We start from the raw sequence: 22,722 nt of genomic DNA on the forward strand, positions 1-22,722 counted from the left end.
GAGGTGAAGTAAAATTGAGAACAGATAAACGAGCTGTCATAAATGTTTTGCCATTCACAAGCAATGCCGAAGCAGATTCACTCTGTTCTCCAAATGCTGCTCATTCCAAGCAACGCTTTAGTGAATTGCAACATGTCATTGATGGGGTGTTGGTGAAAGGAGTTGATTACGGGCTAATCAACGGCTACTCAAAACCAACGCTACTAAAGCCCGGAGCGGAGAAGTTATGTGATGTGTTCGGTTTTGCAAAAGGCACAGAGGTCGTTAATCGTATTGAAAGATGGGATGATGGAATTTTTGCATATGAAGTGAAGGTTACCCTGACACAAAAGGACAGTGGGGTGATTGAATCTGAAGGCTTGGGTTCATGCAATAGTAAAGAGTCTGCCTTTCATCATCAGGACCCTTATACAATTGTTAATAACATACTGAAGATGGCAAAGAAGCGCGCGTTGATTGATGCAGTATTATCAGCAACACAATCTAGCGGGATCTTCACTCAAGATATTGAGGATTTCTCAAAAACAAATAATATCAGCTCAGAAGAGTCGGTAACGAAAGTGCAGCTCCAAAAGATCTTTCAACTGGTCGATCAAATGAGACTGCCAACAGACGTAGCAAAAGAAATGATGAAGATGTATTTTGCAGTCGAGCGGAGTACGCAGTTAACTAAGGAACAAGCAGCAAAGTTCATCGAGGACTTGCTTATATTAAAAGATGCAAGAGACATGGATGAAGATCATCATAAATAAGAAGCACATGGATTGCCAAGCTTTCGCAATCAATGTGCTTTTTTAGTGCAAAGAATTAGGTGAGGTCATCTAGCCATGAACTCACCTACAAACTTTTATTCAGGAACAGTATATCGAAATACATGTATTCACTCAATCAGGAGAGACGTTCAACGTCTCTCCTTTTTCATTTACACAAAAACAAACATATTGGAGGAATTATAATGAACAACACAATGGACAAACAATCTTTTAGAAGCCTATTGGCAGTTACAACTCGTGAGAAGGAGGATGGATATGTGGTGAATAAATTGTTCAACCTCTACCCATCAATCCAGGAATTACTTGACGTCACAGAGGAGGAGTTGCTGCAGATTAAAGGCGTTGGACGAGCAAAGTCTAAACAGATCCTTGCTGCACTTCAGCTTGCAAACATGAACCCCTGCACAGTTGAACAAAGATTTAAAATCGGTTCTCCTGAAGATGCATATGAATATTTAAATGATATGAAGTATTTGACCCAAGAACACTTTGTTGTACTTGGTTTGAATACGAAAAATGAGATTGCCTTTCGAGAAACAGTCTTTGTTGGTTCATTAAATGCTTCAATCGTCCATCCACGTGAGACATTTAAATATCTGATTCGCCGTAGCTGTGCAAGTGCTATTGTTGCTCATAACCATCCTTCCGGCGATCCCTCTCCTAGTCATGAGGACATCCAAGTGACAAAGCGATTGGCAGAAGCCGGAAAGGTAATTGGAATAGAGGTACTTGATCACATCATTGTTGGTGCACAATCATATATTTCACTTAAAGAAAAAGGATATCTGTAAATGAATTTACCGAGAGTCGGCAATTTGTCGGCTCTCATATATCTATTGGGCTGTAATTAAGCTATCTACTAAAATTTTTGCTTACTTCCTCACATTGCTAAGTGAGAATCCCAATCTATCAGGGTTTTCTACTACTAGAATAAAACCTTAATTTTTTGCAGCATGAACTCTATGTCTCTAATACCACCAATATCGTATTTGTAACATCGGTTGATTTGATTATACAAAAATACCTCTTATATATGTTGCTGTAGATGTACGTGTTGCTCCGCCCATGTCCCTTGGTATATAAGCGTTTACTAAAGGTTGTCTGCTATTACAAAAACATATAGCAGACAACACTATCCGAAGTAAATAGACACTCTTATTACAAATTAAACGGAACGAAGTTCGAATAATCATTTATGCTTTATATCCCCTAAAAAATAGCCTTCAGCTTTGTTTTCAATAGTACTTCTCTTTCTTCAATAAACTGTGGGAAGTCAGTGAACTCTAAACAATTCTCAGGGATAAGATGTGTTTCGCACATTTTCTGAATACTGATTCCTTGTTTTTTGGATTCATGTTCTACCCATTCCTTTAGTGATCGATCCTGCTTTGACATGTTTTCGTTGGCATCAAGCATTTGTAGATTTAAAATGCTATTGTTCGAATATGCATCTAGATAAAGTTCATGTTCATTTATATCTATTCCTTTGGTCTGCAGATTCTCTTTCTTAAACTGCGAAATAGGGTGGACATGGTCTTTGTGGAAAACACCATTTTGATAGTCGAGATTTGGATATAGCAGTGCTAACAGACTGAATGCCAAATTATCATCTTTTTGAGTCAGCAGAAGATTCTCTATATATTCTTCGTTCAGAGTCATTTCCTTTGTCGTGCCTTTCAGCTTCAAAACAATTTCTTTTGCTGGGAACTGCGTAATAGTACTTTTGATCTTTTCAGCTTCAAGTTTAGTTGTGAAGACGCTACGGATGCTCATCAATACTGTATCGGCCTGTCCACCGAAGACACGAGACACAAGTGCTAAGTTAAGCCATTTTTTAATAATCTTGCGGTCGGCTTCATACTGCTTTGTGCTGACTATTTTTTGGCTGTCTCCCCTATGATACATATAATAAATAATTGGAATAAGTGCGTTCTTCGATGTCAGCGTTGAATCAAAATATCCAAATCTCTTTACCAATTGGAAAGCAGATAGAATTGAATTTCTGATGTCTTCCCAATGCTTTTCGAACACTATAGCATTATCGGAACTGAAATTCGATACTTTGAATTTTATGTCTTTACTGTGGAGATATAGAAATGTCTTTAGGATAAAGTCCTTCGTTATTGAAAAGCCCTCGTCTCTTACTTCATCAACAAGACCGTAAATTTCCTTTCTTGCATCCTTCACTGTCCAATTAGCAATAGCGATGGACATAATCAAGTCTGAGAAGCTTAATGGCTCTCCTCCACTATTAATTCGGATAAAGATGTTCAGCGCCTTGTCTAGACTCTGCTCTTTCTCAAGAAAATAGTTAATCGAGAATGTTGTATGTATTTTTTCATGAAGCTTGGCTAACGTTTCATAGGTGAATTGACTATCTTTGTACCCTTTGTTATCGAGAAACTTATTAAATTCAAAAGCATTGGCCAAGTTCATAATATCCCCAACTTTGAACCATTTCTCAGGATGACTAGCGTACTGCTTGTTAGTCAAAAATCTAAACTCATACAGAGAACCGTCCTCCGAGTCTTTCTGCGGCTCTAGAATATTTAGGTACAACTTCCGTGTCGGAATATTATCTTCATTATCCTTCCACCGGACACGTGGCTTTTTGTACGCGTAGCTACCTTTTAGACCAATGTAAATAGATGTAAGTCTTTGCTGACCGTCGAGTACAGCCGTAAAATCATGAAGCCCGTTTGTGTCCATTTCTTCATTATGTGTTTTGAAATACTCCCTGTATTCCTTCAGAAAGCGGTAGAATTTATATTCATTCTTCGTTTGCCCCTCAACTCTCCAGAACAAAAAGGAACTTATCGGATAGTCTTGCATTATGGAATCAAACAGCCATTCAATACTTTCATCGGTCCACTCGAATTCCCTTTGAATTGCAGGCAGCAAATATCTATTTTGTTCTATATTCTCGATAGCCTGGGCAATCGTAATTGGTGCTTGGAATGACATTTAACGTTCTCCCCTGTCTATTTGAACTATTTTACTATATATCCAATTTTCATCCTTGATATTTTCACATGCTTGCAGAAGGTTTTCCTCATTTATTGATGCTTCATCCTTAAGAAAAGAAATGTATAAGGAGATCCTTTCCCCCTTAGTATTTCACCCTTATTTATGGTACGGCTCTCCCTTAATAATCCTAAACCCCCGATAAACCTGCTCCACCAACACCAATCTCATCAACTGATGCGGGAATGTCATCTTCGAAAAGCTTAATGCAAAATCACTTCGCTCCCTCACCTGTTCACTCAAACCCAAGGAGCCGCCAATCACAAAGGCAATCTTGCTCTTCCCGTATGTCATAAGCTCGTCCATCTTGGCAGCGAGCTGCTCACTTGTCAGCATCTTTCCGTTAATTTCGAGCGTGATCACATATGTATCCTGATTGATATGAGATAGGATGCGTTCGCCTTCTTTCTGTTTGACGATTTCTCCTTCTGCGTCGCTCATTGTTTCGGGTGCCTTCTCGTCAGGTACTTCAACAATTTCACACTTTGCATAGGCGCCTAGGCGCTTTAAGTATTCCGCGATGCCTTGCTTTAAATACTTTTCCTTTAACTTGCCGACTGTAATGATTGTTATTTTCATGGGATCCGTCCGTTCTATGATGTTTTATCAATAATTGTCTGTTATTGTATCCAATGCACTAGATATTAAGTATTATTTTACCACATATGGTTGTATTTATAGATAATATGTCGGAACTTCTTGTGCTAATTTGTGTTTTTAATGTATTCCTCACACAAAAAAAAAACCAGAGGAACCTTCCTCTGGTTTTCGTTAGCCTTCTTAATAAAAGCGACTCTATATCAAAATTAAGAAACCATAAGTAATTGCTTACCATGACCCTATCCATGTCTTTCTCCCTCTTTCCAGTAAATTTACATTGCTAAATAGTGCGAAATTATTTATATTTTTATATATACAATGAAACGAATATTTATTCAAAAACGTATTTATATACGATTCTTAACATAAAGGAGTCCTGAACAACATGAGCGCACCTGAGATTAACAAGACTAATGAAGTTCCACCAATTAAAAAAGACAAAAAAGCAATCAATATTAATGCATTCGTCCTTCTGTTCAGTGTCATCGTCATTGCAGCGGTTCTGACATATATCATCCCAGCAGGTGAATATGACCGTATTGAAAAAGATGGACGTACGCTCGTTGTACCGAATTCTTACCATGCAGTAGACTCTGCGCACGCAGGGTTCTTTGATATTTTCCGCAGTATTCATACTGGACTCGTAAATAGCGGTGGAATCATCTTCTTCGTATTGATGGTCGGGGGTGCCTTTGGCATTCTGAAGGCGACAGGTACGCTTGATGCGCTGATGATCAGCCTGACTCGTTCTATTAAAAATAAACAATTACTTCTCATTCCTGTTCTTATGCTTTGCTTCGCAGTTGGCGGAACACTCATGGGAATGGCTGAGGAAACACTCGTTTACATTGCAATCATCACACCGCTCGTCATCGCGCTTAAGCTCGATGCAATTGTCGGTTTCGCCATCGTTTCTCTTGGGGCAAATATCGGCTTCATGAGTGCCGTTCTGAATCCTTTCAATGTCGGTGTTGCTCAATCGATCGCTGAGCTACCGACATTCTCCGGCTTCGGTCTGAGACTTGCTTTGTTGGCGACGCTTTACGTTGCTGGTGTGCTCTACGTATACCGCTACGCGAAGAAAATCCAGGCTAATCCGGAGCTCAGATTTGTCAGCGACAGCAAGAGCAGTCAGCACGTTGATGTAGATGAAAATATGAAGATGACGAAGCGCCATAAGTTGATTCTTGCCATCTTCCTTTTGAACTTCATTACACTCATTTTCGGTGTCATCCGTTACCATTGGTATATTACTGAGATTGCCGGTCTCTTCCTATTGTTCGGCATCATTATCGGCATTGTCGGGAAGCTTAAGCCTGGACAGATTGCTGACAGTTTCATTGAAGGAACAAGAGAGATGGTTGGCGGTGCGCTAATCATTGGATTCGCCCAAGCAATTCTTGTTATCGTTCAAGACGGTAAGATTGTTGACTCAATCCTTTACCATGCTTCTTTGGTACTTGGCCATTTGCCAGCGACATTGAATGCAATCGGAATGTTCATTATGCAGCTCTTCTTGAACTTCCTCGTTCCATCCGGAAGTGGACAGGCCGCTCTTACAATGCCGATCATGGCGCCGCTTGGTGACCTCATTGGTGTAACACGCCAGACCACGGTTCTTGCGTTCCAGCTTGGTGACGGGATTTCCAATTCAATCTTCCCGACAGTCGGGATTTTGCTTGCGGGCTTGGCGATTGCAGGTATACCATATACGAAGTGGGTCAAATGGGTACTGCCGTTCATTTTGATCGAGGTTGCCATCGCAGCATGCTTCCTGATCATTGCACAGCTCATCCATTACGGACCGTTTTAATTACTTCAATAGACTTACACAACGCACTGGAGGCGCATCATGTTTAACACACAATTTGCAGATAACGAACTTGTCGACTGGGCTATCGGCCAGCGCCGACATTTCCATATGTATCCGGAACTCTCCGGACAGGAATATGAGACGGCCGCCCGTGTCAAATCACTTCTTGAGGAATTCGGTATTCCGCTCCTTGACGGCTTCTCTGCTCCGAATGTGATCGGCTATTTCAAAGGTACGGAAGGCAAACGGACAATTGCGCTCAGAGCTGATATGGATGCTTTACCAATCGTCGAAGAGGGCGAGGACAGACCGTATCTTTCTACAGTTCCTGGCGTCATGCACGGCTGCGGCCATGATGGTCATACAGCGACATTGCTCGCGGCAGCTAAATGGATGAGCCAAAATCCTGAACTAGTGAAAAACAATATCATCTTGATTTTCCAAAGTTCCGAGGAAGCTTCACCAAGTGGGGCTCAGCAGCTTATGAAAGAAGGCGTCCTTGATAAAGCAGATGTCATCTACGGCATTCACTATATGTCGAATATGCCTCTCGGTCAGGTTGGCTTTGAAGAAGGCTATGCAATGGCATCAAGCGATGACTTTGACATTATCATTGAAGGTAAAGGCGGTCATGGTGGTAACCCTCATGAGACAATCGATCCGATTTACATTTCGACTCATCTCATTCAGGCATTCCAATCGATCGTAAGTCGAAACCTGAACCCGTTGAAGAGTGGGGTCATTTCTGTAGGTGGCATTTATGGCGGGGATTCATACAATGTCATTCCTGATAAGGTCACTTTGAAAGGGACAATCCGTGCACTTACTTTCGAAGGTGCAAAGACGATGATTGAGAAGACAGAGCAACTCACGAAGTCTATTTGCGAAGGTTTTGGTGCGAAGGGTCACTTCACTCTTATTGAAGGGACACCGCCACTTTATAACCATCCTGAAGCTTGTAAGACTGCTGAAAAAATTATCCGTAAGACATTCGGTGATGATTTGTTCACACCTATTGAGGCAGTTTTCGGAGCAGAAGACTTCTCTTACTATTTGAAAGAGAAGACAGGGGCTTTCGTCAATATCGGCATGCAGGGGCCAAAGAGCCAGTACCCGCATCATCATCCGAAGTTCGACTTGGATGAAGCGGCTATGCCGGCAGGGATTGAACTAATGATTAAATTCGCCTTGGAAGGCTGATCTCCAATATATTGCTATCGAACATTCCATCGTATCCGGCGCTTGTCGGAATGCGGTGGAATGTTTCTTATTAAAAAGGGAATGTTACTCAAATAGGATGCAATACAGGAGGGATTAACTTGAGTAAGCATTTTCTTTCAATGCAGGAGCTCGATGATCGTTTGAAAGCCTTGAAAGGTTCAGAGATCGAGGTTCAGAAAAAGGAACAGCAAGATTTGGACATCGTTCATATCGCACTCGATGACGTGAGATATGATAAAGACTTCCATAAGTTCGACGAGTATGAAGCGGAGTATACGTTAGAGCTGCATGGCGTAGGGACGATTGAAACAGACGTAGGCAATGCTGTTCCGCTTCCATCGCCGGTTTATGAGATTGCGCTTGATGTAGATACAATGCGTGAATATGAAGAAGATGATCATGAGTTGATCATCTCGACAGAGCGTGCGGTTTATAAAATCAAAAAAGTATAAGCAGATGAAGGCCTGACAGATGGAGATGATTCCGGATGTTTGGCTTTTTCTAATTTCCTGGGAATCTTTGCTACACAGTTATGCTATGATTTAATTAACATAATATAGGAGGTGGCAAATATGAAGCGGGTGATTGGCAAGGGTGAATTTGCTGTTCTGGAGCGTGAGTTCATATTCTTGGAAAAGCATGGTGAGCTTGAGCAAGGTAAAGCGGAACAGCTGCTTGGGCTATACGAAGCGGGTCAGGGCCATGCTGTTGATGGGAGCTCGAGATTCCTCCGTATCATGCTCGCAATTGGAGCGGCACTTGTAGGTCTTGGCATACTTTCATTTATTGCAAGCAACTGGGCCGGTCTTGATAAGCTGGCGAAATTCCTATTGCTTATATTTGGACTCATTGTATTTTATGCAGGTGGCTTTGGGCTGGAGAGACGCTATCCGAAGACTGCACGCAGTCTGTACTATATCGGAGCGGCCATTTATGGTGCCGCTATCTTCCTGATCGGGCAAATGTTCCACTTGAGTGGGGGCGCACAGAACGCTTTCATTTTATGGGGTGCAGGACTGTTGCCGCTCGCAGTTTATTTACGGGACAAGTGGGTTGGAGTCTTTGCCGCTTTAACGTTCATATTAGGGGGCGAAATCTTCTTCTGGTCCGCATCAGGTCTCGGATTACGCTACTTGCTCATTCTGTTAATCCCGTTGCTTCTTTGGGTCAATGACCGTTACTTGAATAAGTCAAAGGCAGTATTTGTACTTACAGGCCTTGCTGGCTTTTCATTCATTCATGATCTGCTGGCAGCTGTTCATGCGGACGCTTGGCTCCAGATGCTCGGATTGTTCGTGCTTGGTGTACTTCTTGTTCTGCTTCCGTTTCCGAATTACCGGACGGCCTCCAGCTGGGTCGGTTCTATCGTCTACGGAATTGCAGGCATAACGCTCACCATTCCCTATGTCTGGGAAGATGGCTTAGTTAAGAGCGGATCAGGCAATATCCCTGCCGCTATCATGGCAATTGTACTCGCAGCATTACTAATTTATCTATTGAGAAAGAACAACTTGCCGGCAATTATTGTCGTCTGCGGCTTCATATTCCGCTATTATGCCGATTTCACATTCGACTTCATGCCAAAATCGCTCTTCTTCATCATCGGCGGGCTAATTCTAATCGGATTCGGATTCTGGTTCGAACGTTCCCGCAAAGAGAGGGGTGGCCAACTTGAATAACAAAAAACGTCTACTCGGCTTCTTCGCTGTCGTGGCAGTGCCAATATTAATTTTGCTGCTAATGACTGTGAAGCCGCTTCTCGCTCTTGGCACCGGTCAGGAGATCGCACTTAAAACAAAACCTATCGACCCTCGTGATCTGCTTTATGGTGATTATGTGTATCTCTCGTATGAGATTGAAGACGTCTCTGAGGATAAACTCGATCGAGAGCTCATCAAGAAGGCTAAGAGTAATAATTACGGCAGTATTAAGATGTATGCCATCTTGAAGAAACAGGGCGATGTTTATACACTAGACCATATCACAGCGAAGAAACCGGATAAAGGTGTATACCTGATTGGCGACCTCTACGCTTATCAGGACTACACAGACAGTAAGACTAAGAGCTATAAATACGATGCAAACTACAATCTCGATCGTTATTATGTTCCGGAGAATACAGGCAAGTCACTTGAGGATAAAGCACAGAAAGGCAAACTGACTGCATATGTGAAAGTCCGGAACGGTTATGGAATCCTGACAACAATCAAATAGCAGGGGGCAGTATCAATTGGAGAGCAAAAAAGGATGCATCAAATGTGGCAGTACAAAAGCAGCGAAGAAAGATGTTGCCATGACAGGAACTGGACTTTCAAAAATGTTCGATATTCAGCACAACCAATTCACAGTCGTCTACTGCACAAGCTGCGGTTACTCTGAGTTTTACAACAAGAACAGCTCAACCGGGAGTAATATTCTAGATTTGTTCTTTGGATAAACAAAAAGAGGCTGGGACACAACTAAAAATGCCTGTGTAAAAGACGAACAATAGACTAGAACCAATAGTTAAGACACCGGTTGCAACCCGCCGGATTTCCGCTGCAGGCGAACGCTTTCCACGGGCATGGCTTCAGCTAAATTCCAAGCAAAGAACGCCTGGAATATTATCTTCAGCTCATGCTATTCCCGTTGGAGTCGTCGCCTTCCACTCCAATCCTGGACAGAACTCCGGACATAGCGGAGAAAAGATGCGAGACTCCCGTGGGAAGAACAAGCATACTGAGACAGTGAGGCGCTTGCGCCACAGTGGCTCAGTGCTTGCCCACAGGAAAGCGAGCATTCTTTTCGTAGCGGTGGCTTACCTCAAAATACTTTTATCTATACTCAAAATGAAGAACCCGAACTAAGGCAAATTTTCTTTGCATTAGTTCGGGTTCTCTATAAGCTAAGACACTTCAGCCATTGGCCATTATTTCACCAGCTGACCGCGTTCATTGAAAAATGTCTTATAGCCGAACAGGACAAAAATGATGACAGAAAGCGCTACAGCTCCAGCGATGCCGAGCATGATTGCAATTTGATATTCAATTGAAACGAGTGGTGAAGCACCCCCGAGGATCTGACCAGTCATCATCCCAGGCAAAAAGACGATACCCATGCCGACCATATTGTTGATTGTCGGCATCATCGCCGAGTCGAATGCACGGTTGGCGATGTCCTTCGTCGCTTCTTTCGGTGTCGCACCAAGCATGAGGGCACCTTCAACTAGCGATTTTCGTGACTCCATTTCATTCATAAATGTATTCACGCCAAGTGTGATGCCAGTCATCGAGTTACCAACAATCATACCGGCGATTGGAATGACATACGTAGGTTTGTACCACGGTGAAAGGCCAATAACGACTAGGAGGAAGTAGGCGATGCTGAACAGAGTACCAGCAAGCATCGAGATGGCGATGAGATTTTTCATCGGTTTGCTCAAATCATACTTCAGCCGCTTGAAAATCGTATAGATTGCAAAACTCACCATAACGGCTAGAATGCCAATTGTATACCAGGGATTTGCATTTTTAAAAACATATTCAAGGATGTATCCGACAATTACAAGCTGTACAGACATGCGCAGGGTGGAGATGATGATTTCACGTTCACGGTTGATTCCGCGCCAGCGTACAATTGCAATCAAAATAAGGATAAACAAATAAGCTGCAGCTAAGCGCCACCATTCAATATTGATCAGTTCCGATTTCATCTATTCACCCCTCCTGCCTGAACAACTTTTCCCGCTTCCAACTTGACGACATATTCGCCAAATGCATCAACAATTGCTTGAGCATGGGTTACCATGATGACACTCTGGCCATTTTCTCTGAACTTGGCAAGGACATCGTGCATAATGTCGTGAGCAGTATCCTCATCTAGCGCAGAAGTTGGCTCATCCAACAGAAGTGCCTTTGGTGATAGAAGCAACACACGTGCAAAGGCAAGACGCTGCTTCTCGCCTCCGGACAAATCATCCGCATCGTCGTCGAGGCTCTTATTAAGCCGTACGACCTCAAGCGAACGCTTCATCTCCTCATCTGTCGCCGGATCTGCACCTGCGTATTTGCGTCCAATATTCAAATTCTCTCTAATTGTTCCATCAAAAATAGATGGGGTCTGTTGGAGCATGGTGACCTCACGCCGTAACTGTACGAGGTCCATCTTACTTAAAGCATCCCCATCAGCATAAACTTCTCCAGAATCTGGGCTAATCATGCCGTTTAGAAGCTTCATCAATGTTGTCTTACCGCTCCCGCTCTTCCCAATAATGCAGACAACCTTGTCTCCGGGAATCTTCAAGTTTTCAATATCAAGTATTTGCTTGTATTTCACATTTTCCAAACGAAATTCCAATACTTATCCAGCCTCCTTCTGTTTAAAGTTCGACAGGCGATCTGTTGCCATTCATATCTCTTACCCGGACACCAATTAAGCAAAACGAAAGGGCAGACAGACAGCAAAAATACTATCTGACTGCCCTGTGGCGATATGAGACTCAACCCTTATTGTGCACTCTCAGTTTCCAAGAATACTTCAAGCGTTTCTTCGAGCTCAGAAGGGTGACACGGCATCGTCAAATAGTGCTCAATTCCATAAGCTCTTACCTTTTCCTCATCTAGGTCTGGCGTACTTAAGACGACTAGTGGAGTATGTTCTGTCTGTTCATTGCTCTTCAGCACCCGAACCAATTCCCATCCATTAACTTCATCGTCAGTAGAAAAGTCAATGAGTACACCGTCTAACTGCAAATTCGTCTTTTGTACATCTTCACAGAAGTGCAGCGGATTGCAATAATGGATAATTGGGAACCCCTTTGATTTCAGTTGTTCCGAAATTATCATTGCCACATTTGGTTCATCCTCAATAATGGCTACTTTGCCTTTAGTCGTTTGCCACTCGGCATGCTTCTTCTCCAATGGCAAAGTAAAACTTACAGTTGTCCCGATTCCTTCTTCGGATTCGATCCATATTTCACCCTTATGATCACCAATAATTTCACGGGAAATTGCAAGCCCCAGACCGGTTCCTCCTACTTTTCTCTGTTCACTATTATCGACACGATGAAATTTTGTAAACAGTTTTTTTAGTTCAGATTCAGGAATACCCATGCCATGGTCAAGGATTTGTATAAGAATATGATCCTCGTTTCCGACGAGTCTGATCTCGACTTCTCCACCACCAGGTGAAAACTTCATTGCATTACCAACGAGATTTGTAAACACTTGTTCAATCCGTCCTGCATCACCGAGGATGCTGTCATGTATAGTTTCATCTATTATACGGATTTTATGATTCTGATCAGCACAGAATCGGGCGAGGACATCAATTACAAGCTCACTCAAACGGACCGGTTCCATTTGATAATCTTGCTTACCGGCTTCCATACGCTGAATATCCAGGAAGTTATCAATGAGATTTGTCAGCCTTTTCGCTTCTCGATGAATCGTCTCAAGATACTTATGGCGCCGTTCCACTTTTAGATCTTTCGTCAATAGAAGTTCAGTAAAGCCGAGCACACTAGATAGTGGTGTGCGTAGTTCATGACTTACTGTGCTGACAAGCTCTGATTTCATACGGTCAATTTCATGTTCTTTCGTTATATCACGGTGAACGAGAAGGGTGCGGACACGCTTTCCAGCTCTGTATACTGGAGAAGCATACACTGCCATATGCCTGTCACCGATTTCATAATGGAAGGACTTATCTTCCATCTCCGGATAGTCGACTGCCTCTGCAAAATAAGCTGCAAGTTCCTCAGGCTGTTCACACTGCTTTAGGAAAATATCAGTCCACTCTCTATAAGAGATCTTTTGGCGGTTTCTCCATTCTGCAAATCCTTCGCACGACACGTACTTTTCCAAAGTCTCATTGTATTGAAGCATACTGCCATCCATATCAACTAGCTGGATACCTTCATTTATGTTCTGGACAATGTCCAAATTCAGAAGACGGGCCATTTCGACTTCTTCATACAGATAGATTCGTCCAATTGCAAGACCCATCCGGCTCATAAGACCCTTGATCTCATCAATTTCGTATTCAGAAAATGGCGTCCCAAGTCGAGTTGCGGCAAATACAGCGACAACCTCATGATCTGCATTCAAAACACTGCAATACAAATCGTAAGCATCAAATGCCTGTTCGGCAAAACCAGTTTCTTCTGGGTTTGATGCACGTTTGATGACATACGCACTCTCTTCATGAAGACGTATCCAATTCACATTGTTCCCTGTTTCCACTAGGGTATCAACAACTTGCCTTGTTACATTGCTGCTCGCATAAACTTTTTCCTCTTTGAACCAGAAAATACTGCGATCAAAAGGAAACTGTGCATTCAGGAAGTCTAAAAAGATTTTGCAGAGCTCGTTTTTATCCAGTGTAAAAGTCAAATGATGATTCAATTTATTCAGACGTTCCAGTGAATCATTTGCCGTTTTAACGCGGCAAAGGCTCTCCTCGATTTTTGTCTGCTGTTCCTCTAGCTCCCCTTGCTGGGCCATAAGCTCCTCATTATGTGCCATCAGATCTTCCTCTTTAGCACGAATCGTTTCAACCATCTTTCGGAATGAGTGTGTCAGACGTCCAATTTCGTCATCTGTCTTACGCTTTGGCAGCTGTACAGCATTGCCCATTGCTATCTGTTCAGTGGCCTTCTCCAGCTCCTCAATTGGACGGATGATTCGGTTTATGATGACTCCTACAAGGGGCAATAATAGAAGCAAGAACCCAGCAGAAAACATACTGGAGATAATTGTGTCTTTTCTTGATTTTTCAAGTCTCTCTGCTTCAAGGGCATGAATATGCTTATGGTATTGATCTTTAAAATTTGCTGTACTCTTCAATTCTCCATTGATCACTGAGCCTGCATAATCTTTGTGAATTGCCTCAACTGCTTCTGCATCTCCGGCCTTCATACTCTTAACTGTCGTTGGAAGAATATCATCCCGATATTTTATATAAAAACTCTCAAGTCTGTTGATGAACTTCCTTTCCTTACTGTTCAAGTCCAGCTCTTTAAAGTCAGTGATCTGATGTCCCAACTTTACAATATCCTGGTCTAACATAAGCTTCTCTGTTCCGCTATTAAAAGCAACATAGCCGCGCCCGCGGAGAATCATACTGTTCAGCGTCGAGTCGATAGCTTCAACAACTTCATAATGCTCTTTTAACTCGTCACCCTTCTTGGCAAATTTTCCCTGCTGATGCTCTATATATGAATAATAAATGACTGATGTTGCAATTAATGCAAGGAATACAGAGATGACGGTTGCCAAATAGCGCAATCGGATACTTTCTTCAATTTTACTGTTTTTCATCATCCGATAATTTCCTTTACATAACCCATCAGTTCAATTGGACTGAAAGGCTTGGACATCATATGGCCGGCTCCCGCAGCCCGCATTTTCTCTTTATCTTTCTCTTGTGTTTTCGCGGTCAGCATAAGAACTTCGAGTTTTTCTTTTCTTTCTGCTGAAAGTTTTTCCAACACTTCAATCCCAGTCATCTGTGGCATCATATAATCAAGAATAACGAGATCATAATTGCCTGTCTCAAGTTTTTGAAGTGCTGCTACCCCATCTTCCGCCTCATCAACGACATAGCCGAAATCCTCGATCGTATCCGTTATTAGCATACGCAGTATTTCCTCATCATCTGCGATTAGAATGCTCTTCATATTGTTTTTTCCCTTCTCGTCAAATTCCCCTTGGAACCCAAAGATTTTGCAGTCTTCGAATACCAGAAAGCCTTCTATAATAGAACCTTACTGCAGATCAAAGAAGCATACGCTGGGCAAGTCTGTCCATGCGAGCAATAACCTCAAGAACATTGAATGGCTTGAACAAATAGTCATCCGCGCCTTTCTCAAGCGCCTGAACAATGTTATGCTCATCCGATCTGGCCGACAGCATGGAAACGACAATATTCTTATCCGGGTAGTCATCTCGGATTTTCGTCAGAACTTCAATTCCATCCAACTTCGGCATCATGCCGTCCAGCAGGATTATGTACTGATCCTTTGGACTGTACCATCCACTATTCAGAAACTCCTCGCCATCGGCATAAGCATGAACCTGTACTTCCATATACTCATGGCTCTTCCAAGTGCTGAAGCCTTTTTCAAGAATTGTCCGCACGAATTCATCGTCATCAACGATAACCAAATGAAGGGTACGAAGATTGTTCTGCTGTTCCAGCTGATTATGGAGGGTTACTTGGTTCCGTCCGCAAGCCTTGCTTTTGTATAGCGCCTGATCTGCCTTTTCAAGTAGATCATCCTTTGATTCATCAGGACTTTCTGTTGCCGCAATGCCTGCTGAGAACGTGCATTGGAATTCGACTCCCTGTTCCTCCGCTGTAAACACTTCAGCCGCAAATGCTTCACGCATTTGCTCTACAAGCCTGAATGCCTCGGCTTCTCCTGTTTCGCTCAAACTAATGACGAACTCCTCGCCTCCAAAGCGGAAAATTTTATCCTGTTCGCGAGTCAGTGATGTACACACACTTACAAGCCCTTTTAAGACCTGATCTCCAGTCAGATGTCCGTATGTATCATTCACGCTCTTAAAATGATCAACATCGAGCATAACAAGAGTAAAGGTCCGGCCCTCTCTCTTGTAGGAATCCATTTGCTGGTCAAGTGTTCTATTCATATGTTTGCGATTGAGCGCACCTGTCAGTTCGTCAATCGTTGTAATTCTCTCAATGTCCTTCTGCCAGGTGAATCGATTCCTCATATATACTTTGAACAGTTTCATATCGAGCGGTTTGACAAAGTAGCCGCTAGCACCAATTTCATAAGATTCAATTTCATATTGAACTCCTGAATCAAACCCCGTAAAGACGATTGGTGTCATATTCATCCGCAAAACAGAAACGAAGGAGAGCAGACTCTCCTCTCCCATATCGAAAGCCATTCTAAAATCACAGATGACAAAACCAGGACGGGTCCTGTAAAACATTTCCACCCCTTTATCCATTGCTATAGCGATTAGGACGACATAACCTTCATTTTCAAGCTCTTCCTTTAGTTTGCTTGAGAACTCAAGACTCGAATCGATGATAAGGATGATTCTCCCATCAGTGTCCGTATCTGATATGGACGTTTGCTGTCGCCCACTCGGAGCTTTCCGTGCAAACAGGTCATTCTCCTCCTGCCATTCAGCAATCAGGCCTTTTTCCATAATAAGCTGATCAATCAATGGACTGAGATAGAAAGCCCACTCCTCCGGCTGCCACAGCTTAACACCTTCAGCCGATAATGATTCAAGCAAGCTTCCCGAAATTCGAGATAAGTCCTCTAGTCCAATCGTGCCTGCCGTCCCTTTTATTCTATGGAGAAAGGCGTATATTTCTTTTTCCGTTATTTCCGGCTGCCCGCTCCATTTTTGAATTACCATATCCATCTGCTCGATAAGCATGTTCGCATACTTTTTCCTGAACAACGTAAAGACCTCCTGCCATCCTCGCCTTTGGAAATTGACAAGCGATCGCAGTAACCATCGCAAGCATTCTTCCTCGGAAAAGACACTCTATATAAAATCCAGCTAATCAGATTTTGACCATACTTGCCTGCTTAGGACATGGTGATTTATCAGCCGCTCTTTTATATTTCCATACTGATATTATAGCAATTATCAAGAATATTTGATGCTTCAATATACAAAATTCACCAATAATTCCCTATGAGAGAGGAATTATTGATGAATTTAAGTTTATTTCCCGGGAAATATGTCGAATATAGGGAAATAGTTTAATAGTCTTTCATGAGTCACTCACTATCTCCGTAAAGGAAATCAAAATAAGTTGCTGTCTCAAAATCCTTCTTCGTCAGCGCATTCTCACACCAGGTGAACAAGCTTAAAGTAACTTTGTTATAATTCACTTCAATAATAGGATGATGGTCCTTCGATTCAGAATAGATGGAAATCCCATTCACAAAGCCGATTGCTTTCGGAAAATCCGGAAATTCATACGTGCGTTCAATCTTCCCACCCGTTTTCTTCCAATCTCGCAAACGTTTCAGTTCGCTCGCAATATCTTCTGCATTCTGCTTTTTCATCTGAATCTCTCCTTCTCCTGATTGGCCCCAGTTTACCACTGCTTCTTCTATGGCACAAAAAAAAGACTGCTCCATCTTTGGAGCAGTCTTTTAATCAGCGCATTTGAACGTTATGCAAGTTTGCAAAAATACCATTCTTCGCAAGCAGTTCCTCATGCGTTCCTTCTTCTGCAATTCCATCTTTCGTCACAACAAGAATACGGTCCGCATTCTTAATTGTAGCCAGACGGTGGGCAATGACCAATGTCGTACGATTAACGGCTAGATCATTAAGCGCCTGTTGAATGATCATTTCTGTCTCAGTATCAAGTGCTGAAGTTGCTTCATCCAGGATGAGAATAGGCGGGTTCTTCAAGAACATGCGGGCAATTGCAATTCGCTGTTTTTGCCCTCCGGAGAGTTTGAGTCCGCGTTCGCCAATCTCTGTTTCATAGCCGTTTGGCAAGTCTTTGATGAACTCTTCCATATGTGCCTTGCGTGCCGCTTCACGGATTTCCTCATCTGTCGCATTCAGATTACCATAAGCGATATTCTCTTTCAATGTGCCTGCAAAAAGGAATACATCTTGTTGAACTATTCCGATCTGTTTACGCAGAGAACTCTTTTTCAAGTCACGGATGTCTATTCCATCAATTCTGATATTGCCTTTATCGACATCATAAAATCTTGGAATTAGAGAACAGATTGTCGTCTTGCCGGCACCTGATGGCCCAACGAGCGCTACTGTTTCACCCGGTTTAATACCGATATTAATATCATTCAAAACCGGTTTGTGTGCGCGCTCATAACTGAAGGTAACGTTGTCGAACTTGATTTCACCATGCAAGTTGGCAACCTCTCTCGCATCCGGTTTATCCTTCACATCTGGAGTTACGTCAATCAATTCAGTGAAGCGACGGAATCCAGCCATACCTCTCGGATACATTTCAAGCAATGCGCTCACTTTCTCTATTGGACGGAATAGAACTTGAACATAGAGGACGAATCCAACGAGTTCACCAGAGGAAAGTTTATTTGTGAATGTGAACCAGGAGCCGACAACAAGTACAACTAGTACGACTAGGCGCATCATCATATAGATGTTTGAATTAACGAACGCCATCACTTTATATGCGCTCGCTTTTGCTTTTCGGAAACGATAGTTGTTTTTTGTAAAGCGCTTATTCTCATATGCTTCGTTTGTGAAGGACTGTACAACGCGCACACCAGATACGGAATCTTCAACTTGCGCATTGACGTCTGCAATGTCTTCATACATATGCTTCCAGGCACGGCTCATCCGTTTGTTTCCATAAGAAATAAGCACGACCAGGATTGGAGCAACAATAAGAATAATAAGAGCAAGCTCGACATTTACTTTGAACATGATGATGAACGCACCAACGAATGTCATAATGGCGATGAAGAAATCTTCCGGTCCATGGTGGGCAAGCTCACCAATATCAAAAAGATCATTCGTAAACCGGCTCATTATATGGCCCGTTTTCGTATTGTCGAAGAAACGGAACGATTGCTTCTGAACGTGCTGGAACAATTCCTCCCGCATATCTGTTTCGATATTCAGCCCAAGCAAATGACCCCAGTACGTAACAATATACTGCAGTGCCGTGCTAAGCAAGTAAATCAGGACCAGGAGGATCGCTACTGTCGTAATAAGATTCCAGTTCCCTTCAGGCAGCAATTTATCAATGAACCACTGTACCGCAAGCGGGAATGCGAGCTCCAGAAGTGCAACGATGATTGCACTTGTAAAGTCAATAATGAACAACCGCTTATGTGGCCGGTAATATGAGAAAAAACGTCGAATCATGATGGCACTTCCTTTCACTTTTATTATGTTCCGGCGTGAAATTTGGCATGCTTTCTTATTCTAAGTCGATTTCTGCCAAATAGCAACCTGACTGCCCACAGCAAAAAGAGTCAAATCGTGGATGAATTCATCACTTCTCCCAAAGTTGTCCACAAAACTGTCCACATATGCACAAATGTTCCTGTTTATCTTGTATTATTTTTCCCTTCTGCCCCTATATATTGAAATGTACCTTATAATCCACATTTTGTGCATAACCTGAAATAAATGTGGATAAGAAAACCCGGCATTGCGCTAAACTTGGCGCAAATGCCGGGTTGTCAACATGTTTATAATTTTAATCTGACTGTTTTCCAAGTGTTACAGTTGTTTCATGTTTCTTTCCAGAGCGATAATACGTCATCTTCACTTTATCGCCTACTTGTTTCTCTTGGTACAGTACTTTTCGCAGATCGACGACACTTTTGATTTCCTTGCCGCCAAACTCTGTGATTACATCAAGCCTTCTGATTCCTGCCTTGCCAGCAGGCGAAAGCGGTTCGACACTCCATACATAAATGCCCGACGTCACACTTTCAGGGAGTTTTAATGTTTGCTTCCACTCTGTCTTCGGAACCTCTTCAATTGAATAGGCCTCAACTCCAAGGAATGGACGAGTCACTTTCCCTGTACTTTCTAATTGGTTAATAATCGGGATAGCTGTATCGATTGGAATAGCAAAACCGATTCCTTCTACTGCTGCCTGATTGATTTTCATTGAATTAATACCAATCAGTTTGCCGTCAATGTCGATAAGCGCCCCGCCACTGTTACCGGGATTGATGGCGGCATCCGTTTGCAGTACCTCTGACTGCCAATCGGGATTACCGTCGCCATTCAAATCTTCTGGTATCGTCCGTTCTTTTCCGCTGATCACACCTTGTGTGACAGACCCTGCGAACATCGGTCCAAGCGGGTTGCCGATTGCGATCGCCGGCTCTCCGACCTTGACTGCATTTGATGAGCCAAGTTCGATTGCCTTGTCAATCTTGCTTCCATCGACCTGAAGTACAGCGAGGTCCGTGAAAGCATCGGTACCGAGCAGTTTGGCACTGAGTTTCTTATTATTCGCAAGTGTGACTTCAAGTTCGTCTGCGTCTTTGACAACATGATTATTCGTTACAATATAAGCATTCTTGCCGTCCTTTTTATAGACAACACCAGAACCTGTACCAGCTTCGCCTTCCTTCTCACTCTGCTGCCAGAAGTCCTTGCTCTTCTGAAGATTCGTCACACCAACAACAGCCGGAGAAACCTTCTCAACAACCTTTGTCACTTGTGAAGAGACATCGACTTGGACTGTTTTCTGACTTGTCACTTTCCCATTGTTGCCGGAAGTGCCGTTGCTTTCTGTTGCTGTGTCAGGTGCCGATATAATGCCTGAACGAACAAGTGCAGGCAACGCTGCGGTCACAAGCAGAATCCCAATGATGATACCAAGCAATACAGGAATGAGCCAGCTGTTCTTCCGTCTGCGCGGTTCACCCGGTCTGTAGCCCGGCGGCTCGCCATGGCGGCTATTTTCATCATAATAATCCAACTGCACCCCTCCTTACTCGTTCGATCAAAAATCTACCATACATTATACCCGGTTTGCCTGCTTTGTAACCTGCTAAGCAACTGTGCTATCCAAAGTATTAGCCAATATGCGGAAGTTCACTTTTCAAATGTGCAAAGCCTTCACCGATTTGTCGCATGGCAGTCGGTTTATGCGGATCTGTATCCTGAACATCAATCCGAATTCCCCGTTCTTCCAGTACTTGGCTCACAGCCATGTGCGCAAGGTCTTTCATATTATTATCAAGGCTAAGATGGGCGAGATAAACACATTCTGTGCGGTCTGTTATACACTCGCTCAGTGCCAATCCACTGTCTTCATTCGAAATATGTCCATAGTCACCAAGAATTCTGCGCTTTACATTCCACGGATAGCGCCCCATCCGCAGCATTTCGACATCGTGATTCGCTTCGAATATATAAGCATCCGCGTCTTCCACTGTCTTCTTGACCCGCTCTGACACATAACCCGTATCCGTTACAAGTGCCACTTTTTTTCCTCCAGAACGGAAAGTAAAGAACATCGGCTCGGCCGCATCATGTGAAACACCGAATGATTCAATTTCCATATCGCCAAAGGTCCGTACTGTCTCTGTTTCAAAATGAAACTTCTGATCAACTGAGAGTTTGCCGAGTGAACTTTCCATCGCCTGCCATGTTTTAGCGTTAGCGTAGATTGGAAGATTGTACTTGCGTGCAAGTACACCGAGACCCTTAATATGATCACTATGCTCATGAGTTACGAGAATGCCCGACAGTCCATAAGGATCGACGTCTGCTTCCTTGAATAGGGCATCCATCTTCTTGCCACTGTGACCAACATCGACGAGCCACTTTTCCTGTTCCGATTCTATATAAAACGCGTTACCCGTGCTTCCTGATGTAAGCACACTGAAGCGCAGTGTCATGATTTTTCACCCCGATTGATCAATTCCAGTCTCTCTTTCAACGTCTGAAGAAGCCTTTCCTTCAGCTTGCCATCGAACTCTGTTTTTTCGATTCTATCAATATCTTCTTCAATCGTATTTTTCATAAAGAGTGTTTCATCGCTTTGGATGACATAACCCTCAATCGCATTAACAAAGAAATTCTTACTTCCGTCTTTATCATTAACAGCAAGCTTCCAAGTCGGTACAAATACTTGAACTCCATTTCTCAATGGCACTCTCGTATAGAAGACGAGGTCTGCTCGCTTGATTTCAGACCCAGAACTAAGCTGGTTTGACTTATATAACGTCTCAACAGCTTTAACCGGCTTAATAAGCTTCTCAGCTTCGTTATTCGTATCATCCGGTTTGGCAAGCATCGTCTGGGTATAACTTGTAATCTCGTTCTTATCATTAAGAAAAACGAGAATCATACCGTTTTGATTAAAGTAGACAGGGCGGTCCATTTTCTTTTGAAAGAAGACAAGCACATTTAATTTCTTATCCCATGTCCAAAATTCATATTCATCCGGGTGAATAATATTATTACCAATAATATTATCTATTTCGTCGTTCTTAACGCCCTTCGGCAAAGCAATTGGTTTATCAAAAATGGAAAGAATGAATTTCCCATCTATTGCAATACTTTGCTGATTCGGCAAGTCCTTAAGCTGTTTGCTTTCAGACTCGCTCAGAGCATGCTGCCGTACCCTTATAAAAGACTCTTTGTATTCCTGGTCAGGCAAATCCCCAACCTTAATGTTCTCTCTTGCAAGCTGTTCCTCAATAGTAGAATCCGGGCGGTCCTGCACACTCAGATCATCTTCCTTCTGCTTGTTGAAATACTGATAGAGCAGATAGACATCTAGAACGAGGAAGCAGATGATGAAGAGTGTTTTGATCTGATTCCACTGCAT

The 22,722-nt window shown here is 42.9% G+C and carries 20 protein-coding genes; 8 read left to right on the top strand and 12 right to left on the bottom strand.

Features of this window, described 5'->3' with window-relative positions; genetic code table 11:
• Positions 1 to 14 precede the first annotated feature (14 nt).
• Complete coding sequence (locus tag QR721_RS13585) at positions 15 to 752, top strand: hypothetical protein (protein ID WP_348027890.1); 738 nt, start codon at positions 15 to 17, stop codon at positions 750 to 752.
• Between the two features lie 203 nt (positions 753 to 955).
• The gene (radC, locus tag QR721_RS13590) at positions 956 to 1,564 is read left to right on the top strand and encodes a RadC family protein (RefSeq protein ID WP_348027892.1); all 609 of its coding nucleotides are present in this window, start codon (positions 956 to 958) and stop codon (positions 1,562 to 1,564) included.
• A 418-nt stretch (positions 1,565 to 1,982) separates the two neighbouring features.
• Here radC and QR721_RS13595 read toward each other — a convergent pair whose 3' ends face one another.
• Both QR721_RS13595 and rlmH read right to left on the bottom strand, forming a co-directional pair.
• Complete coding sequence (locus QR721_RS13595) at positions 1,983 to 3,737, bottom strand: DUF262 domain-containing protein (RefSeq protein ID WP_348027894.1); 1,755 nt, start codon at positions 3,735 to 3,737, stop codon at positions 1,983 to 1,985.
• A gap of 159 nt (positions 3,738 to 3,896) precedes the next feature.
• Positions 3,897 to 4,376 (bottom strand): 23S rRNA (pseudouridine(1915)-N(3))-methyltransferase RlmH, encoded by a 480-nt coding sequence (rlmH, locus tag QR721_RS13600; protein ID WP_348027896.1) that lies wholly within the window; start codon positions 4,374 to 4,376, stop codon positions 3,897 to 3,899.
• A 406-nt stretch (positions 4,377 to 4,782) separates the two neighbouring features.
• On the opposite strand from rlmH, the gene QR721_RS13605 reads away from it, so the two are divergent.
• The 6 genes from QR721_RS13605 to QR721_RS13630 all read left to right on the top strand — a co-directional run bounded on the left by QR721_RS13605 (position 4,783) and on the right by QR721_RS13630 (position 9,868).
• Positions 4,783 to 6,210 carry a YfcC family protein gene (locus tag QR721_RS13605; RefSeq protein ID WP_348027898.1) on the top strand — a complete coding sequence of 476 codons (1,428 nt, stop codon included), beginning with the start codon at positions 4,783 to 4,785 and terminating at the stop codon, positions 6,208 to 6,210.
• A 39-nt stretch (positions 6,211 to 6,249) separates the two neighbouring features.
• Positions 6,250 to 7,410, top strand: a complete 1,161-nt coding sequence (locus QR721_RS13610; protein WP_348027900.1) for a M20 metallopeptidase family protein — start codon at positions 6,250 to 6,252, stop codon at positions 7,408 to 7,410.
• Between the two features lie 119 nt (positions 7,411 to 7,529).
• Positions 7,530 to 7,883, top strand: coding sequence for a protein YmzB (gene ymzB / locus QR721_RS13615; RefSeq protein WP_348027902.1), 354 nt, complete (start codon positions 7,530 to 7,532; stop codon positions 7,881 to 7,883).
• Between the two features lie 120 nt (positions 7,884 to 8,003).
• Positions 8,004 to 9,110: a DUF2157 domain-containing protein gene (locus QR721_RS13620; protein WP_348027904.1), complete on the top strand. Its 1,107-nt coding sequence runs from the start codon at positions 8,004 to 8,006 to the stop codon at positions 9,108 to 9,110.
• Positions 9,103 to 9,645 (top strand): GDYXXLXY domain-containing protein, encoded by a 543-nt coding sequence (locus QR721_RS13625; RefSeq protein ID WP_348027906.1) that lies wholly within the window; start codon positions 9,103 to 9,105, stop codon positions 9,643 to 9,645. The genes QR721_RS13620 and QR721_RS13625 overlap by 8 nt, the downstream gene beginning before the upstream one ends.
• A gap of 16 nt (positions 9,646 to 9,661) precedes the next feature.
• Positions 9,662 to 9,868: a zinc ribbon domain-containing protein gene (locus QR721_RS13630; protein ID WP_348027908.1), complete on the top strand. Its 207-nt coding sequence runs from the start codon at positions 9,662 to 9,664 to the stop codon at positions 9,866 to 9,868.
• 471 nt (positions 9,869 to 10,339) lie between these two features.
• On the opposite strand, the gene QR721_RS13635 is transcribed toward QR721_RS13630, so the two are convergent.
• From QR721_RS13635 to QR721_RS13680, 10 genes are all read right to left on the bottom strand, one after another.
• A complete protein-coding gene (locus QR721_RS13635; RefSeq protein WP_348027913.1) occupies positions 10,340 to 11,122 on the bottom strand; it encodes an ABC transporter permease in 783 nt (260 codons plus the stop codon).
• On the bottom strand, positions 11,119 to 11,766 hold the full coding sequence (locus QR721_RS13640; RefSeq protein ID WP_348027914.1) for an ABC transporter ATP-binding protein: 648 nt from the start codon (positions 11,764 to 11,766) through the stop codon (positions 11,119 to 11,121). The genes QR721_RS13635 and QR721_RS13640 overlap by 4 nt, the downstream gene beginning before the upstream one ends.
• A 149-nt stretch (positions 11,767 to 11,915) precedes the next feature.
• Complete coding sequence (locus QR721_RS13645; protein WP_348027916.1) at positions 11,916 to 14,732, bottom strand: ATP-binding protein; 2,817 nt, start codon at positions 14,730 to 14,732, stop codon at positions 11,916 to 11,918.
• On the bottom strand, positions 14,729 to 15,088 hold the full coding sequence (locus QR721_RS13650) for a response regulator transcription factor (protein WP_348027918.1): 360 nt from the start codon (positions 15,086 to 15,088) through the stop codon (positions 14,729 to 14,731). Before QR721_RS13650 ends, QR721_RS13645 begins: the two co-directional genes overlap by 4 nt.
• Positions 15,089 to 15,185: 97 nt before the next feature.
• On the bottom strand, positions 15,186 to 16,856 hold the full coding sequence (locus tag QR721_RS13655) for a diguanylate cyclase (RefSeq protein ID WP_348027920.1): 1,671 nt from the start codon (positions 16,854 to 16,856) through the stop codon (positions 15,186 to 15,188).
• A gap of 326 nt (positions 16,857 to 17,182) precedes the next feature.
• On the bottom strand, positions 17,183 to 17,473 hold the full coding sequence (locus QR721_RS13660; RefSeq protein WP_348027922.1) for a 4a-hydroxytetrahydrobiopterin dehydratase: 291 nt from the start codon (positions 17,471 to 17,473) through the stop codon (positions 17,183 to 17,185).
• A gap of 94 nt (positions 17,474 to 17,567) precedes the next feature.
• Entirely contained in the window at positions 17,568 to 19,283 is a 1,716-nt protein-coding gene (locus QR721_RS13665) for an ABC transporter ATP-binding protein (RefSeq protein ID WP_348027924.1), read from the bottom strand.
• Positions 19,284 to 19,620: 337 nt separating this feature from the next.
• Entirely contained in the window at positions 19,621 to 20,862 is a 1,242-nt protein-coding gene (locus QR721_RS13670; RefSeq protein ID WP_348027926.1) for a S1C family serine protease, read from the bottom strand.
• Positions 20,863 to 20,959: 97 nt separating this feature from the next.
• Positions 20,960 to 21,787, bottom strand: coding sequence for an MBL fold metallo-hydrolase (locus tag QR721_RS13675; RefSeq protein ID WP_348027928.1), 828 nt, complete (start codon positions 21,785 to 21,787; stop codon positions 20,960 to 20,962).
• A complete protein-coding gene (locus QR721_RS13680; protein ID WP_348027930.1) occupies positions 21,784 to 22,722 on the bottom strand; it encodes a two-component system regulatory protein YycI in 939 nt (312 codons plus the stop codon). Before QR721_RS13680 ends, QR721_RS13675 begins: the two co-directional genes overlap by 4 nt.

The organism is Aciduricibacillus chroicocephali (assembly GCF_030762805.1).
Taxonomy (GTDB): Bacteria; Bacillota; Bacilli; order Bacillales; family Amphibacillaceae; genus Aciduricibacillus; species Aciduricibacillus chroicocephali.